Raw genomic sequence first — 13,915 nt, 5'->3', positions numbered from 1 at the left:
AGGCTAGAGGCGTCGTTTACACACCGTCGCGGCTTTGCGAAAGTCCCGCGTGCATAATGAACAGGCAAAGCATGGCTGATAACGAATGGGCGCTTATCACCGGGGCCTCTGCAGGCATCGGTGTCGAACTGGCGCGGCTGTTCGCGGCGGATGGCTACAGCCTTGTTCTGGTGGCACGGCGGGCGGACCGGCTGCAGGCGCTGGCCGATGAACTTTCCACGGCCCACGGCATCCGTGTCGAGGTGCTGCCGATGGACCTGGCCGAGGCCGGTGCTTCGCACGCGCTCCACGACGCCATGGCCGCGAAGGGCATCGTCCTGCACACGCTCGTTAACAATGCGGGCTTCGGGCTGCGCGGGCCGTTCCACGCGCTGTCGGCGGACCGGCAGTCGGAGATGATGCAGCTGAACATGGTGGCCTTGACCGAGCTGTCGCGCCTCTTCCTGCCGGGAATGATCGAACGGCGGCGCGGCGGAATCCTCAACCTTGCATCCATGGCCGCCTTCCAGGCCGGGCCTTACATGGCGGTGTACTACGCCACCAAGGCCTATGTTCTCTCGCTGTCAGAGGCGTTGCACGAGGAGGCGAAGCCTTTTGGCGTCAAGGTTTCGGCCCTGTGTCCCGGCCCCGTGGCGACGGAGTTCGCGAAGGTCGCGGACCTTCAAGGATCGAAGCTGTTCTCGAGCGGCGCCGATGCGAAGAGCGTGGCGCGGGCCGGCTATGAGGGTTATCGCGCGAACGTCGCCATCGAGATTCCCGGTGCGCTGAACCGCATCGGCAGCACGCTCGGCAAGTTCGCGCCACGCCTGCTGTCGCGCCGCGTCGCGGGCCGGCTGCAAAAGGCGAGGGGGCCATAGGGTCCGCGCCGCCCGCCGCCCGCGCCACGGGGCGGGAGTCCGGAAATGAAAGGTGCCAGCCGGCCTGTAAGCCGGGTTTTGTAGGGCCGGACGCGGTTGCCCGTGTCCGACGCGACGGCCATTCCTCTGGGACGCCCGTTGCCGGGACGCCTCGAGCAACCAACCCGAGCAGCGGTCTGGAGGCGGGACCTGGGCAGAGCCCGCGCCGCTCCTATTCGGTTTTGCTCCCGGTGGGGTTTGCCGTGCCGCCCCTGTTGCCAGGCGCGCGGTGCGCTCTTACCGCACCCTTTCACCCTTACCCGTGGCGAACCACGGGCGGTTTGCTTTCTGTGGCACTTTCCCTGAGGTCACCCTCGCCGGACGTTATCCGGCACCGTGCCTCCATGGAGCCCGGACTTTCCTCCCCGCTTTCGCGGAGCAGCCATCCGGCCGACTGGCAGGTCCAATAGAGGACCAGCGCGGCGGAAAGCAAGCTTTGTCGGTTGGTATGGCTTGCCGCCGCGCGCCGGCGGGTCTAGCGAGCGGACATGCGTGCGCCCCATCCACATGCCGAGCGCGAGGGCCTGTTCCTTGCCGCCGCGCCCCTTCTCTTCGTCCTGTTCTGGTCGACGGGGTTCATCGTTGCGCGTCTGGTCGCCCCGCACAGCGACCCGCTGACCTTTCTCTGCGCCCGCTACATCTGTGCGATCGCTCTTCTCGCCGGATTCGCCGTGCTGCAGGGTGCGCCCTGGCCCCGCAATGGCCGGGAAATCGCCGTGCTCGCCGTCGCCGGCGTGCTGCTGCACGGCATCTATCTCGGCGGTGTGTTCTGGGCCGTGAAGCACGGCCTGCCTGCGGGCATTGCGGGATTGCTGGCGGGGCTGCAGCCGCTGCTGACGGCTGCCGTGGCCGGCCCCTTGCTGGGCGAGCGCGTGGGGCTAGGCCGCTGGGTAGGCGTGCTGCTCGGTTTTCTGGGTGCGGCGCTGGTGCTCGGACCGAAGATGGGAGGCGGCGTCGGCGACATTCCGCCGCTGGCCCTGATCTCGGGCGGCATGGCGGTGCTCGCCTTTACGGCCGGTACGATCTGGCAGAAGCGGACGGGCCTGAAGATGGACCTTCGCACCGGCAATGTCGTGCAGTTCACCGCAGCCCTGATCCCGACCGCCATCGTGGCTTGGTTCGTGGAGGAGGGGCGGTTCGACTTCGCGCCCGAACTGCTGATCGGCCTGTTCTGGTCCGTCGTGGTGGGATCGATCGGCAGCGTAATGCTGCTGCTGGTGATGATCCGGCGTGGCGCGGTGGTGAAGACGGCGGCGCTGCTCTACCTGGTGCCGCCGGTCACGGCCGTGATGGCGTGGCTGTTGTTCGGAGAGACGTTCAACGCCGTGCAGATGGGCGGCATGGTGCTGGCTGCGGCCGGTGTGGCGCTGGCTACGCGCCAGCCGCGCGCGGCTTAACTGCCGCCGCGCCATCATTACCGTGGAGGATGCTATGCTCCCGGGGCGGCGAATGTTCGCGGTCCGATCCGGAGATGCGGTCCCATGTCAGATGCTGGAATGCCGACGCAGGGCAGCGGAGAGCCCGACTACGATCATCTTCTGCGCGCCAATCTGGAGCGCGTCTTCAACGAGCGGGACGCCGTCAGGCGATTGGCCGCAATAGACGAGATCTTTGTCGACGACCCGGTGATGTACGAGCCCTCGAAGGTGGTGAACGGTCGCGAAGCGATCTCGGAGATCGCGGGCGCACTGCTGGAGCAGTTCGGCCCGACATTCCGCTTCACGCCGAACGCACCCGCCGTCGGGCATCACGGTTTCGGTGTGCTGCGGTGGAGGGCAGGGCCGGACGAGCATACGGTGGCCGTCACCGGAAGCGATGCTGCGGAATTCGTGGACGGCCGGATCGCGCGGCTCTGGGTGCTGCTGGACCCGCCTGCCGGCTGAGATGCGTCAGTCGGCCGAGGCGGTCTTCTTCGTCTCGGCCCGGGCTGAGCGGGCTACTCGCTGTCCGGAGGCCTTTCCGGCCATGATCTTGCGGATCTTGCCGCAATAGGCAGCCCCGGCCCGCGTGACGCCAACCGTGCGATGGCCGCCCTGATATTTGGAAAGGGCGCCGCACATGTCGCCGCCGCTCGCCTTGTAGGCTCCGCCGAGATATTTCATGCCGTAGGTCAGGTTGACGTTCGGCTCGTAAAGTCCTGCGCGGCCACCGGAATAGCCCAGCGAAACCGCCGTGGGATAGCTGATCTGCATCAGGCCGACATGGCCGCCGGGGCCGGTTGCCCGGGCATTGTAGCGGCTTTCCACCATGACGACGCCGTGGGCCAACTCAAACGGCACGCCGTTCGCGGCTGCGTGCTTGGCCACGAGGCCGGCGATCTCTTCCTTGCCCGCCGGAAGCGAGGGAGCTGCGAAGGGAGGGATGGTTTCAGGCGCGACCGCAGGAGGCGTCAGCGCGCCCGTAACGACCGGCTCAGCCTTTGCGGCGGGTTTCAGGGTGCCGGACAGCGGCTGGCCGGGACCGGCGAAGGCGAGGGTGGGGCCGGACGCGGCTGCTGCGCGGGTAAACGGAAATGGAGCCGGCATCGGAACGGCAGCGGGTGTGGCGGCGGCCGTGGCCGGGTTCGCAGCTGTTGCCGTGGGCTTTGCCGGCGGTGCCGAAGCGGGGCCGGAAAGCGTCGCGGCGGCCGGCGGAGCGATCACGGCCTCGGCAGGAGACGGCGGCGAAGGCACGCGGCCGAACGGCGAAGAGCCGAGGGATGCCTGCAAAGGAGCGCCGATCTTGAGGGTGGGCTTGGCCGGCTTGGCGGCGGCCTGCGACGTGACCGTGGCCGGTACGCTGCCCGGGGTGGTCGCCGCCTGCGCCACAGCGGGCTTGGCGCTGTTAGCCGGGGTCGTGGGTTGGTCGCCGGAGCTGGCCTTCGAAGGCGCAGCCATCGTCTTGACGGTTGGCTTTGCCGCGTTTGCCACCTGCTTTGGCGCGGAAGCCGCCGCTGCCACAGGTTGGGCCGGCGGCGTGGGGGATGCGGCGGTCTTCGCGACGGGCGCGGAGAGGACAGCCTTCGGGTCCGGTGCGGCTTTTGCTTCCTTGCTTCGGGCGGGGCTCCTGGAAGGCGTGGCGGCGCCTGCGGCAGGCTTGGCGGGCACAAGCACGAGAGGTGCGGCCAGTGCGGCTTCCGCCGCCTTCCGGGTTTTCACCGTCTTCGGCGGAGGCGTCGTCTGCTGTGCAGCCACGGGCTCTGCCGTGACGGGCTGGGGCGGCACTTGCGGCTTTTCCGCCGCAGCTGCTGCCGTCCACATGCCGGCGCCTGCAAGGCAGCCAAGAACCAGACGCTTCATCGCGTTCCCTCGAATCCCGTCGGGCAGGGGTGCTGGAAAGCTGTGGCCATAGTGAGGCAGGGTCGCGTTTTCGTCACGTTTTGGGCAGCGCCTTCAGCAGGCGCCGCAGGGTGGCGATGGTGGACGGGTCGATGATGCCGTCCACCTTCTCCTGCCGGAAATGGCGCTGGAACGCAGTGGCCACGGCTTTCGTGCCGCCGTCGAATACGCCCGAGATCTCCAGTCCATAGCCGTAGATGGAGAACAGCGACTGGACCTGCTCGACGATCTCGCCGTCGTCCCCCTCCACCAGCGTGTCGCCCTCGGTGGTCAGCGGTGCGGGCTTCTGCCAGTGCCCGAGGCCTGCGGCGTGAAGGCGGTCCCACGGGAACAGCTCGCCGGGATCCTCCTTGCGGCGCGGGGCCACATCGGAATGGGCTAGAACGCGCTGTCGCGGGATGGACCGGCGGGCGCAGATGTCGAGGCCGAGCGCGATGACCGCCTCGATCTGGGCATCGGGAAACGGCCGGTAGCCGTGCTCATGGCCGGGATTGGCGATCTCGATGCCGATCGACATGGAGTTCACGTCCGGGTCGCCCTCCCAGGAGGAAAGCCCCGCATGCCAGGCGCGGCGCGTTTCCGGCACCATCTGCACCACGCGCCCGTCCTCGTGGACAAGATAGTGGCAGGACACCTTGCTGGCGGGATCGCACAGCCGGGCGAGGGCTTCGTCGGCTGAGACCATGCCCGTGTAGTGCAGGAGAAGGATGTCCGGTTCGGCCTCGTCGGCACGCGTGTCGTGGCTGGGCGAGGGGACGACTTGCGCCACGAGGGTGCTGTCGGCGGGGAAGATGTCGGTCATTCACGAAGGCGTGGCACAGCGTACCCGCCAGGGCAATGCGGGAACACCCCGGGAAACCCGACGTTGACCCCCTGACAGGAGGATCACGCGATGATCACCAGCAGGAAAATGACGGGCCTGATGGCGGCGGCTCTGCTGCTCGCGGGCACAAGCCTCGGGGTTGCACAGAGCAGCGGCGGCGGTTCATCGGGAGGTGGAGCTTCCGGCGGCAGTGGCGGCGGGGCGAGTGGCCTGAGCGGCGGCGCCGGGACAGGCGGGGCAGGCTCTGGCGGCGGCACCGTGGTGCCGCGCGCGGCGACGACCTCGCAGCCGTCGAACGTGAACCCGTCCTCGCAGAACGCGCCGGGCGCCTTGAGTTCCGGCAGCAGCGGCGTCGGCGGTTCGGCCGTTTCCGGCACGTCGGCAACGCCGGGTGCCGGCAGCAATACCCCGGCCGGGCCTGGGTCCACCGCCGGGCAGCAGGTGCCGATCCACGGCACGCAGCAGGATTCCGGCCTCAGCGGACAGATCGAGCAGTCGAACCGCAATTCGGCCAACACCGCGTGCGGCGGCGGCGGAACGAGCACCAGCGGCGCCACCAGCACCGGCTGCGCCTCGGGTGACGCGCTCGGCACGCCTTCGATTATCTCCGGCTCCGGCGGAAGCCGTGGTGCGGTGGATGTGTCCCGGCCCTGATCGCCTGCCACCTTTTCTGACGAACAACAGGCGCTTCCTTCAATGGAAGCGCCTGATCCATGACCGAGGAGTCCGATGAAGACCGCTGCCGCTTTTGCCGTTCCCGCTCTGCTTGCCTTCACCGGCCTCGCACAGGCCCAAGCGACGGGCTACGGCCCGGAACTGCAGGGTTTCGAGTACCCCCACCAGATCCAGCGCTTCGCACTGACTTCGCAGCGGCAGGACCTGTCCATGTCCTTTATGGACGTCGAGCCCACGGCCCAGGCAAACGGCAAGACGGTGCTGCTGCTGCACGGCAAGAATTTCTGCGGCGCGACCTGGGAAGGCACGATCAAGACGCTGACCGCAGCCGGCTATCGTGTGATCGCACCGGACCAGATCGGGTTCTGCGCATCTTCGAAGCCGGTCGGCTATCAGTTCAGTTTCGCGCAGCTTGCGGCGAACACCCATGCGCTGTTGGGTTCGCTGGGCGTGGAGAAGCCCATCGTCATCGGCCATTCCATGGGCGGGATGCTGGCCACCCGCTACGCGCTGCAATACGCCGACGCCGTCGAAAAGCTGGTTCTGGTGAGCCCGCTCGGCCTTGAGGACTGGCAGGCCAAGGGCGTCCCCTATGCGACCGTGGACGACATGCACAAGGGCGAGCTGAAGACCAACGCCGAGAGCATGAAGGCGTACCAGCTGAAGTTCTACTACGACGGCAAGTGGAAGCCGGAATACGACCGCTGGATCGACATGCAGGCCGGGCTGTATGCCGGGCAGGGCCGCGAAGCGGTGACGTGGAACCAGGCACAGACCTCCGAAATGGTCTTCACCCAGCCGGTGGTGCACGAGTTCCCCGCGATCAAGGTTCCGACGGTGCTGATGATCGGCGGCAAGGACCGCACCGCGCCGGGCGCCAACCGTGCGCCGGCGGAATTGCAGAAGCAGCTGGGCGACTATCCGGCTCTTGGCCGCAAGGCCGCCGAGGCCATTCCCGGCGCGACCTTGGTCGACTTCCCGGAGCTGGGACATTCACCGCAGGTCGAGGCACCCGAGAAGTTCCACGAGGCGCTGCTGCGGGAACTCGCCAAGGCGGGCTAGTCGTCCTCTTCCGCGTCCGGTGACCCGGCGCTTGCCGGGCCGTCCAGCACCACAGGCCAAACCGGCTCGGCGGCGTAGGACATGGGCGCAGTGGCGTAGGGTCCCGGCTGTCCATAGCCGTCCGGCTGTGCGGAATAGCCGGGAGCCGGACGCTGGAACTGGGGTGCGCTCGCGACGACCTGCGGGTGCGGCCGGCAATAGGCACGCTTGCCGGCGGCGTCATGGCGGGCAAGATCGAGGTGCAGGTGGTCCTCATGGTAGCGGTCGCTGCCGGGGGCGAGCACCGTCTTGAACGGACCGCAGGCGCCGCCCTGCACCTGCCGCAGGAACGCCCGCTCATCCGGTGCGCCGCGCCAGCCGCGCTTTATGGTGACGGTGCGCCCGTCGGCCAGAATAAAGGCCGAGATATCCAGCGCATTGCCGAAGCCGTGCTCGGAGAGCTTCGCGCCCACCTTGTGGTTGCGTGTGCGGCAGCCATAGGAGGCGGCGTTCTTGATGGCGACCACGGGCTGGCCGAAATTTGCGAACGCGGAGGGCTGCACGACCTCCTTCATCCAGTAGTTCAGCGCGGCCGTCACCGGGCATCCCATACGGGCCGGCGGCACCATCGCGACCGATCCGTCGGCGGTGCCAGAGATTCGGAAGGGATGTTCGAGACCGCAGGTGAGCTTGTCGCGGATGGGCTTCAGCGGCTCGGCGTAGGCGGAAGGCTGCAGCCCGCCCGCCTTCAGGCAGCGGGCTTCGGCGGCATCGCGCCACGGCTCCCGCTCGGGGCCGCCGAAGCGACCGCAGGCGGCGAGCAGCAGCGCGGTGATGAGAAGGGATGAGTACGCAAAACCAGATCTCATCAACCTAAATTCAGCGCAATCTCCTTAAGATCGCGTTGACGATGATCCTAGCTGAGGCGGGATTTCACGATTCCGTTCGCTTTGCCGAAATCCATGGTGCCGGCATAGCGCTCCTTCAGGGCAGCCATGACGCGGCCCATGTCCTTCATGCCGGCTGCGCCGAGCTCCGTAACGACGGCGTCCACGGCAGAGGTCATCTCGGCCTCGTCCATCTGGGTGGGCATGAAGCCCTGGATGACGGCGATCTCCTCGCGCTCCTGCGCCGCCATTTCGGGGCGGGCGTTGTCGTCGTAGATCTTGGCCGATTCCTGCCGCTGCTTGACCATCTTCTGGAACAGCTGGAGCAGTTCCTCTTCGTTCAGCGGCTCCTTGCCGTCGCCACGCGCCGCGATGTCCCGATCCTTGATGGCCGCGTTCATGAGGCGCAGGGTTGATAGGCGGCTCTTGTCGCCAGCCTTCATGGCCTCCTTGAGGGCCGTGTTGATGGCGTCGCGCATGTCTGTGTGCTCCGTTGGGATGGCCGGTGTTGACCGGCAGGCGGGGTCGGCCTAGCTAACGTGAAAGTTCCCCCGCCGGACCCAGGGCCGGGAAGCACTAAGGCAGCCATGACGACCGAACAAGCCCCGACACCAGGCGCGGACGCCTGGACCGAACCCAAAGCCACGGCCCTGCTGGTGCTGGCGGACGGAACCGTTCTCGAGGGGCAGGGGATCGGCGCCATCGGGCAATCGCCCGGCGAGGTGTGCTTCAACACCTCGATGACAGGCTATCAGGAGATCCTGACCGATCCGTCCTATGCCGGGCAGATCGTCACCTTCACCTTCCCGCATATCGGCAATGTCGGCACCAACGAGGACGACACCGAGACGGTCAACCTCGCGGCGTCCTCCGGAGTGCGCGGCGCCGTTCTGGCGGCACCGATCACCGATCCGTCCAACTGGCGCGCCAGCCGCGGACTGGACGCATGGCTTTCGGCGCGCGGGCTCATCGGCATTGCGGGCGTGGACACCCGTGCGCTGACGGCGCTCATCCGCGACAAGGGCATGCCCAACGCGGTGATCGCACATGATCCCGCCGGCAATTTCGATGTCGCGCGCCTGAAGGCCGATGCGGCGGCCATTCCGGACATGGAGGGCGTCGACCTCGTGCCCGGCGTCACCTCGGCTCAGCGCTTCGAATGGGACGAGGCCGGCTGGAGCTTCGAGGGCGGCTACCGCAAGCTGGGCACCGGCAAGCGCCGCGTCGTCGCCATCGACTACGGCCTGAAGCGCAACATCCTGCGCATGCTGGCCGAGCAGGACTGCCACGTCATCGTGGTGCCTTCGAACACCAGCGCCGAGACCATCATGTCGCTGCAGCCCGACGGCGTGTTCCTCTCGAACGGTCCCGGGGATCCGGCTGCGACCGGCGAATACGCCGTGCCGGTGATCCGCGAAGTGCTGGAGCGCAAGGTGCCGACCTTCGGCATCTGCCTTGGCCACCAACTGCTGAGCCTCGCCATCGGCGCGTCCACCAAGAAGATGCATCAGGGCCATCATGGCGCGAATCATCCGGTGAAGGACTTCACGACCGGCAAGGTCGAGATCACCAGCATGAACCATGGCTTCGCGGTGGACCGCGACACGCTTCCGGCCAATGCCGAGGAGACGCATGTCTCGCTGTTCGACGGCTCGAACTGCGGCATCCGCCTGACGGATCGTCCGGCGTTTTCGGTGCAGTATCACCCGGAGGCGAGCCCCGGTCCCCAGGACAGCCAGTACCTGTTCAAGCGGTTCGCCGACCTGATGGATGCCGCGCGGGGCTGACCGGACCAGTCAGGCCGCCCCTCAGGGCTGCCTGACGCCAGCCAGCATGGTCGAGACCTTCTCCGCCAGGGTGTCCAGCGCGAACGGCTTCGTGATCATCTGCATATTGGTGCCGAGGAAGCCGGAGCGAATGGCGGCGTTCTCGGCATAGCCGGTGATGAAGAGGATCGGCAGGTCAGGCCGGTGCTGCCGCGCGATGTCGGCCAACTGGCGGCCGTTCATGCCGGGTAGCCCCACATCCGAGATCATCAGCTGCAATGAGCGGTCGGACTGCAGGATGCCGATGGCGGCGTTCGCCTCTTCCGCCTCTATCGGCTTGTAGCCAAGCTCCTCCAGCACTTCACGCACCAGCAGGCGCACGGAAGGATCGTCTTCCACGAGAAGCACGGTCTGGCCGTCGCCCTCGGGCGTGCTCTCGCTTGCCTGCTCTTCACCATGGGTTTCCAGCGAGGGGCTGGCCTTGAGGAAGATCGATACGGTGGTGCCCAGTCCGGGCTGGCTGTGGATGCGCACCTGACCGCCCGACTGGCGGGCGAAGCCGTAGACCATGGACAGGCCGAGGCCCGTGCCCTGGCCAAGTGGCTTGGTGGTGAAGAACGGGTCGAAGACCTTGTCCAGCAGTTCGGGCGGGATGCCGACGCCCGTGTCCGACACCGAGATCACCACGTATTGGCCGGGCTCGATGCCCGGGCGGTTCGCGACATAGGCCTCGTCGACGTCCATCGTTCTGGTTTCGACGGTGAGCTGGCCGCCCTCGGGCATGGCATCGCGGGCATTGATGGCCAGGTTGAGGATGGCGTTCTCGAGCTGGTTGGCATCGGCCACGGTGAACGCACCGGAACTGCTCGGCGTGATCCTCAGGGAGATGTTCTCCTGGATCGTCCGCCGCAGCAGTTCTTCCAGCGAGATCACCAACTCGTTGACGTCGAGCGGCTTGGGATCGAGCGACTGGCGGCGCGAGAAAGCGAGGAGGCGGGCGGTGAGGCTTGCGGCGCGCTGCGCCGAGGTCGCGGCCGCGTCCATGAAGCGGTCGAGGCCGTCGAACCTGTTCTGCGCGATGCGGCGCTTCATGATGTCCAGCGATCCGATGATGCCGGTCAGCATGTTGTTGAAGTCATGCGCGATGCCGCCGGTGAGATGGCCCACGGCCTCCATCTTTTGGCTCTGGCGCAGGGCAGCTTCGGTCTGGCTGCGATTTTCCATTTCCCGCGTCAGTGCGGCGGTGCGCTCCTCCACCAGCCGCTCAAGATCCTGCTGCATGCGCTTGCGGTCGGTGATGTCCAGCACGAAGACGTGGAAGCCGTCGACCTCGCCCCGTGCATCCCGCCGGGGCAGGTAGCGGATCTCGGCCTCTCGAGGGCTGCCGTCCAGCTTCGGCCAAGCCATCTCCAGATGCACGGTCTCGCCCTCGAGCACCCGCCGGAAAGCATCGGCGCGCGCCTTCATGCCTTCCACGCCTGCCAGTTCGGAGACGTGGCGGCCGATTACGTCTTCCGGCATCCGGCCGAACCAGTCGTGGTAGGCGCGGTTGGCGAAGCGGTAGCGCATGTCCCTGTCGACGAAGGCGATCAGCACCGGAAGGCTGTCCGCGATCAGGCGGAGTTCCGCTTCGCTTGCGGCCAGCGCCTGCCGCCCGGCGTCGAGTTCCGCCAACCTGTCGCGAAGCTCGAACTGCTTCTGACGGGACCGCATGGCCGAGGCGATGGCGCTGACAAGGGAGGCAAGCCCGAGCGGGCGTTCGAGAACGATGGCGTTGGTGACCACGTCCGGCAGCCGGTTGCGCGCGAGTTCGGCGGATCCGGAACGGCCATGGCGGTTGGTTGCCAGGACAACGAACGGGATGTCGGACCATTCATCCTGCTCCGCCAAAGCCGTCCTCAACGGCGCAAGGTCGGACCGGAGAGCTTCCTCCGCGATGATGACGACGCCTGTCTTGTCGCCCAAGGTTTCCGCCACCGAGGCGATGTCAGGACAGATATGCGCGTCATAGCCCTGCTTGGTCAGCAGGCCATGCACACTGTCCGCGTCACGCCCGAAGGGCGCCAGAAGCAGGACACGCGACCCTTCGGCAGCGGTCCTATGCCCCATCGCGCACTTCCATCAGGGGCGTGTGTTCGCCCATATATTCCGGCGTGCCGGTCAGGACACCTCGGAACCGCGTCAGCGGCTCGCCGACGCGCACGCCGTGGCTGTCCACCCGGAACTCGCGGATCGTATCCTCGTGATGGCCGCCCCGGTTCTTGAGCACCGAAATGGCTTTGCGGATGCGACCGTCGGCCTCGAAGAAGCGGAGCAGCACCACTGCGTCCGCGACGTAGGAGATGTTGATATTGGTGTTCATGGTGCCCACCAGACCCTGCTGGGGGTTGATGAGCAGCGTCACCACGCCCTTCTGGCTGAGGTAGGACAGCAGTTCGTGCATCTGCAGGATGAGCTGTTTTTCCTGTGGCATGGAGGCGAGGTAGCCGTTCAGGCTGTCCACGACGAGCATGCGCACGCCGCGCTCCTCCACCTGATGCCGAACCCACGAGGCGAACTGTCCGGGGGACGTATCGGCAGGATCGACCTGCTGGATCACCAGCAGGCCGCTGTCCAGATGCTTCTTGAGGTCCAGGCCAAAGGCCTTGGCACGGATGAGGAGCGTGCCGACGCGTTCATCGAACTGGTAGATGATTGCGGGCTCGCCGCGGTCGCATGCGGCCTGGACGTATTGCAGCGCGATGGTGGTCTTGCCGGTGCCGGCCGGGCCGGTGATCAGCGTGCTCGTACCCCGCAGCGGGCCGCCCTTTAGAAGCGCGTCCAGTTCCGGCACGTCGCTGCTGACGGGGTGGCCGTCGAACTCCGCATGGTGGTCGGCAGCTATAAGGCGCGGGTATATGTCGAGGCCGCCGCGCGCGATGATGAAGTCGTGATAGCCGGCGTTGAAATCCACGCCACGCAGCTTCTGCACCTGAAGGCGGCGGCGGGCGGCGCCGAAGTCCAGGGTCAGGCGCTCGAGGGTGATGACGCCGTGGCAAAGGCTGTGCAACTGGCTGTCGCTGCCATCCTTGGCGCCGCTGAGATCGTCCACCAGAAGGACGGTCGTGCTGCGTCCGGCGAAGAACTGCTTCAGCGCCAGCACCTGTCGGCGGTAGCGCAGCGGATCCTGCGCCAGCAGCCGCATCTCGGAGAGGCTGTCGAAGACCACCCGTGACGGCTGGACGCGCTCGACCTCGTCCCGGATCAGCTTGACCGTCTCGCTGAGTTCGATCTCCCAGGGATGGAGGATGGACTGGTCTGCGCCGTCGCCCAGAAGACCGTCGACCGCGTTGAATTCGAAGATGTCGAAATCGCTGATGTCCCAGCCGTGCGAGGCGGCCACGACCTCAAGCTCGTCCCGGGTTTCGGAGAGGGTGATGTAGAGCGCCTTCTCGCCCCGGCGGGCGCCTTCCCGCAGGAACTGCAGGGCGAGGGTGGTCTTGCCGGAACCGGGCGCACCCTCCAGCAGATAGAGGCGGTGCCGGGGAAGGCCGCCGCACAGGATGAGGTCGAGTCCCTCATTGCCGGTGGAGATTTGGGAGGCGTCGCTTTTCATGGTGCCGGGGTTCGAGAAAAGGTTTGTTTTCAAGCCGATATAGCACCGGCCCCGGCTTAGACCAGCGGACACGCTTTCGCTGCGGCATCAAGGCCCCGCCGGACGCTAGACGAGGTAGCCGTCATAGAAGGTCTTGAGGATCAGGGCCGACACGACGACGATGAGAGCGACACGCAGGAAGCCGCTGCCGAAGCGAATGGCGATGATGCTGCCGACCTGACCCCCGAGGAAGTTGCAAACGGCCATCCACGCCGCGAGCCCCCAGAGCACATAGCCACCCACACCGAAGAAGCCGATCGCGGACAGGTTCGAGGCGACGTTGATGAATTTCGACGGCGCGGAGGCGTTCAGGAAGTCGAACCCCAAACCGCGCACGAAGAGCAGTTTCAGGAACGCGCCGGTGCCGGGCCCGAAGATGCCGTCGTAGAAGCCGATGAGCGCCGAGCCGGTTGTGGCGATGAGGGTCGCGCGCCCTGCGGTGTGACGGGGCAAGTGCTCAAGCCCCACTTTGTTGAAGACCGTGTAGCCGAGCAGCGCGAGCAGGATGAAGGGCAGGGCCTTCCGCAGCCAGTCTGCCGGGATGTACGAGACCACCGCTGCGCCGATGAAGGACGCGACGAACGCCGCCGCCATGGACGGCAGGATGATACGCCACGGCACCTGAAGGTTGCGTGCGTAGCGCCACCCGGAACCGAGCGTGCCGGCGAGCGAAGCCACCTTGTTGGTGCCGAACAATGTGGCGGGCAGCGCCTCTGGGAGCACCGCAAATAAGGCAGGAATCTGAACCATGCCGCCGCCGCCGATCACGGCGTCGACGACACCGGCCAGAAAGGCGGCCGCCCCGAGAAAAATCCATTCCATGGGAAATCGTCCCCGCCGCGCCTTTTCAGCGCTCCACTAGCTTTTACAGGGACT

13 protein-coding genes and 1 other RNA gene are annotated in these 13,915 nt (G+C 66.8%); 6 read left to right on the top strand and 8 right to left on the bottom strand.

What is annotated here, in order from left to right:
• Nucleotides 1–71: 71 nt before the first annotated feature.
• On the top strand, nucleotides 72–857 hold the full coding sequence (locus SCD90_RS06030) for an SDR family NAD(P)-dependent oxidoreductase (protein ID WP_319843725.1): 786 nt from the start codon (nucleotides 72–74) through the stop codon (nucleotides 855–857).
• Nucleotides 858–908: 51 nt separating this feature from the next.
• On the opposite strand, the gene rnpB is transcribed toward SCD90_RS06030, so the two are convergent.
• Nucleotides 909–1,294: RNase P RNA component class A (gene rnpB, locus SCD90_RS06025), an RNA gene on the bottom strand.
• A 90-nt stretch (nucleotides 1,295–1,384) separates the two neighbouring features.
• Between rnpB and SCD90_RS06020 the strand changes: the two genes are divergently transcribed.
• Together SCD90_RS06020 and SCD90_RS06015 are read left to right on the top strand one after the other, a co-directional pair.
• Nucleotides 1,385–2,293: a DMT family transporter gene (locus SCD90_RS06020; RefSeq protein WP_319843724.1), complete on the top strand. Its 909-nt coding sequence runs from the start codon at nucleotides 1,385–1,387 to the stop codon at nucleotides 2,291–2,293.
• An 84-nt stretch (nucleotides 2,294–2,377) separates the two neighbouring features.
• The gene (locus SCD90_RS06015; protein ID WP_319843723.1) at nucleotides 2,378–2,779 is read left to right on the top strand and encodes a nuclear transport factor 2 family protein; all 402 of its coding nucleotides are present in this window, start codon (nucleotides 2,378–2,380) and stop codon (nucleotides 2,777–2,779) included.
• A gap of 6 nt (nucleotides 2,780–2,785) precedes the next feature.
• On the opposite strand, the gene SCD90_RS06010 is transcribed toward SCD90_RS06015, so the two are convergent.
• Nucleotides 2,786–4,174 (bottom strand): lytic transglycosylase domain-containing protein, encoded by a 1,389-nt coding sequence (locus SCD90_RS06010; RefSeq protein ID WP_319843722.1) that lies wholly within the window; start codon nucleotides 4,172–4,174, stop codon nucleotides 2,786–2,788.
• Nucleotides 4,175–4,247: 73 nt separating this feature from the next.
• Complete coding sequence (locus SCD90_RS06005; protein ID WP_319843721.1) at nucleotides 4,248–5,015, bottom strand: peptidoglycan recognition protein family protein; 768 nt, start codon at nucleotides 5,013–5,015, stop codon at nucleotides 4,248–4,250.
• A 90-nt stretch (nucleotides 5,016–5,105) separates the two neighbouring features.
• On the opposite strand from SCD90_RS06005, the gene SCD90_RS06000 reads away from it, so the two are divergent.
• Nucleotides 5,106–5,690 carry a hypothetical protein gene (locus tag SCD90_RS06000; RefSeq protein WP_319843720.1) on the top strand — a complete coding sequence of 195 codons (585 nt, stop codon included), beginning with the start codon at nucleotides 5,106–5,108 and terminating at the stop codon, nucleotides 5,688–5,690.
• Between the two features lie 75 nt (nucleotides 5,691–5,765).
• Nucleotides 5,766–6,773, top strand: coding sequence for an alpha/beta fold hydrolase (locus SCD90_RS05995; protein ID WP_319843719.1), 1,008 nt, complete (start codon nucleotides 5,766–5,768; stop codon nucleotides 6,771–6,773).
• Here the strand turns inward: SCD90_RS05995 and SCD90_RS05990 are convergent.
• Together SCD90_RS05990 and SCD90_RS05985 are read right to left on the bottom strand one after the other, a co-directional pair.
• Nucleotides 6,770–7,621 (bottom strand): extensin-like domain-containing protein, encoded by an 852-nt coding sequence (locus SCD90_RS05990; RefSeq protein WP_319843718.1) that lies wholly within the window; start codon nucleotides 7,619–7,621, stop codon nucleotides 6,770–6,772. The genes SCD90_RS05995 and SCD90_RS05990 overlap by 4 nt on opposite strands.
• Nucleotides 7,622–7,668: 47 nt before the next feature.
• Nucleotides 7,669–8,118 (bottom strand): GatB/YqeY domain-containing protein, encoded by a 450-nt coding sequence (locus SCD90_RS05985; RefSeq protein ID WP_319843717.1) that lies wholly within the window; start codon nucleotides 8,116–8,118, stop codon nucleotides 7,669–7,671.
• Nucleotides 8,119–8,226: 108 nt separating this feature from the next.
• Between SCD90_RS05985 and carA the strand changes: the two genes are divergently transcribed.
• The gene (carA, locus tag SCD90_RS05980) at nucleotides 8,227–9,426 is read left to right on the top strand and encodes a glutamine-hydrolyzing carbamoyl-phosphate synthase small subunit (RefSeq protein WP_319843716.1); all 1,200 of its coding nucleotides are present in this window, start codon (nucleotides 8,227–8,229) and stop codon (nucleotides 9,424–9,426) included.
• A gap of 21 nt (nucleotides 9,427–9,447) precedes the next feature.
• Here the strand turns inward: carA and SCD90_RS05975 are convergent, their stop codons facing one another.
• From SCD90_RS05975 to SCD90_RS05965, 3 genes are all read right to left on the bottom strand, one after another.
• On the bottom strand, nucleotides 9,448–11,514 hold the full coding sequence (locus SCD90_RS05975; protein ID WP_319843715.1) for a PAS domain-containing protein: 2,067 nt from the start codon (nucleotides 11,512–11,514) through the stop codon (nucleotides 9,448–9,450).
• A complete protein-coding gene (locus tag SCD90_RS05970; RefSeq protein WP_319843846.1) occupies nucleotides 11,504–13,000 on the bottom strand; it encodes an ATPase domain-containing protein in 1,497 nt (498 codons plus the stop codon). The genes SCD90_RS05975 and SCD90_RS05970 overlap by 11 nt, the downstream gene beginning before the upstream one ends.
• 105 nt (nucleotides 13,001–13,105) lie before the next feature.
• Complete coding sequence (locus SCD90_RS05965) at nucleotides 13,106–13,861, bottom strand: sulfite exporter TauE/SafE family protein (RefSeq protein WP_319843714.1); 756 nt, start codon at nucleotides 13,859–13,861, stop codon at nucleotides 13,106–13,108.
• Between the last annotated feature and the right edge of the window lie 54 nt (nucleotides 13,862–13,915).

It is taken from the genome of Terrihabitans rhizophilus, from assembly GCF_033898525.1.
Classification (GTDB): Bacteria; Pseudomonadota; Alphaproteobacteria; order Rhizobiales; family Methylopilaceae; genus Flaviflagellibacter; species Flaviflagellibacter rhizophilus.
This window is presented reverse-complemented; position numbering and strand designations above follow the sequence as displayed.

Coding starts and splice junctions, on each gene's coding strand:
- SCD90_RS06030 (WP_319843725.1), top strand. CDS start 72: ATGGCTGATAACGAATGGGCGCTTATCACCGGGGCCTCTGCAGGCATC.
- SCD90_RS06020 (WP_319843724.1), top strand. CDS start 1,385: ATGCGTGCGCCCCATCCACATGCCGAGCGCGAGGGCCTGTTCCTTGCC.
- SCD90_RS06015 (WP_319843723.1), top strand. CDS start 2,378: ATGTCAGATGCTGGAATGCCGACGCAGGGCAGCGGAGAGCCCGACTAC.
- SCD90_RS06010 (WP_319843722.1), bottom strand. CDS start 4,174: ATGAAGCGTCTGGTTCTTGGCTGCCTTGCAGGCGCCGGCATGTGGACG.
- SCD90_RS06005 (WP_319843721.1), bottom strand. CDS start 5,015: ATGACCGACATCTTCCCCGCCGACAGCACCCTCGTGGCGCAAGTCGTC.
- SCD90_RS06000 (WP_319843720.1), top strand. CDS start 5,106: ATGATCACCAGCAGGAAAATGACGGGCCTGATGGCGGCGGCTCTGCTG.
- SCD90_RS05995 (WP_319843719.1), top strand. CDS start 5,766: ATGAAGACCGCTGCCGCTTTTGCCGTTCCCGCTCTGCTTGCCTTCACC.
- SCD90_RS05990 (WP_319843718.1), bottom strand. CDS start 7,621: ATGAGATCTGGTTTTGCGTACTCATCCCTTCTCATCACCGCGCTGCTG.
- SCD90_RS05985 (WP_319843717.1), bottom strand. CDS start 8,118: ATGCGCGACGCCATCAACACGGCCCTCAAGGAGGCCATGAAGGCTGGC.
- carA (WP_319843716.1), top strand. CDS start 8,227: ATGACGACCGAACAAGCCCCGACACCAGGCGCGGACGCCTGGACCGAA.
- SCD90_RS05975 (WP_319843715.1), bottom strand. CDS start 11,514: ATGGGGCATAGGACCGCTGCCGAAGGGTCGCGTGTCCTGCTTCTGGCG.
- SCD90_RS05970 (WP_319843846.1), bottom strand. CDS start 13,000: ATGAAAAGCGACGCCTCCCAAATCTCCACCGGCAATGAGGGACTCGAC.
- SCD90_RS05965 (WP_319843714.1), bottom strand. CDS start 13,861: ATGGAATGGATTTTTCTCGGGGCGGCCGCCTTTCTGGCCGGTGTCGTC.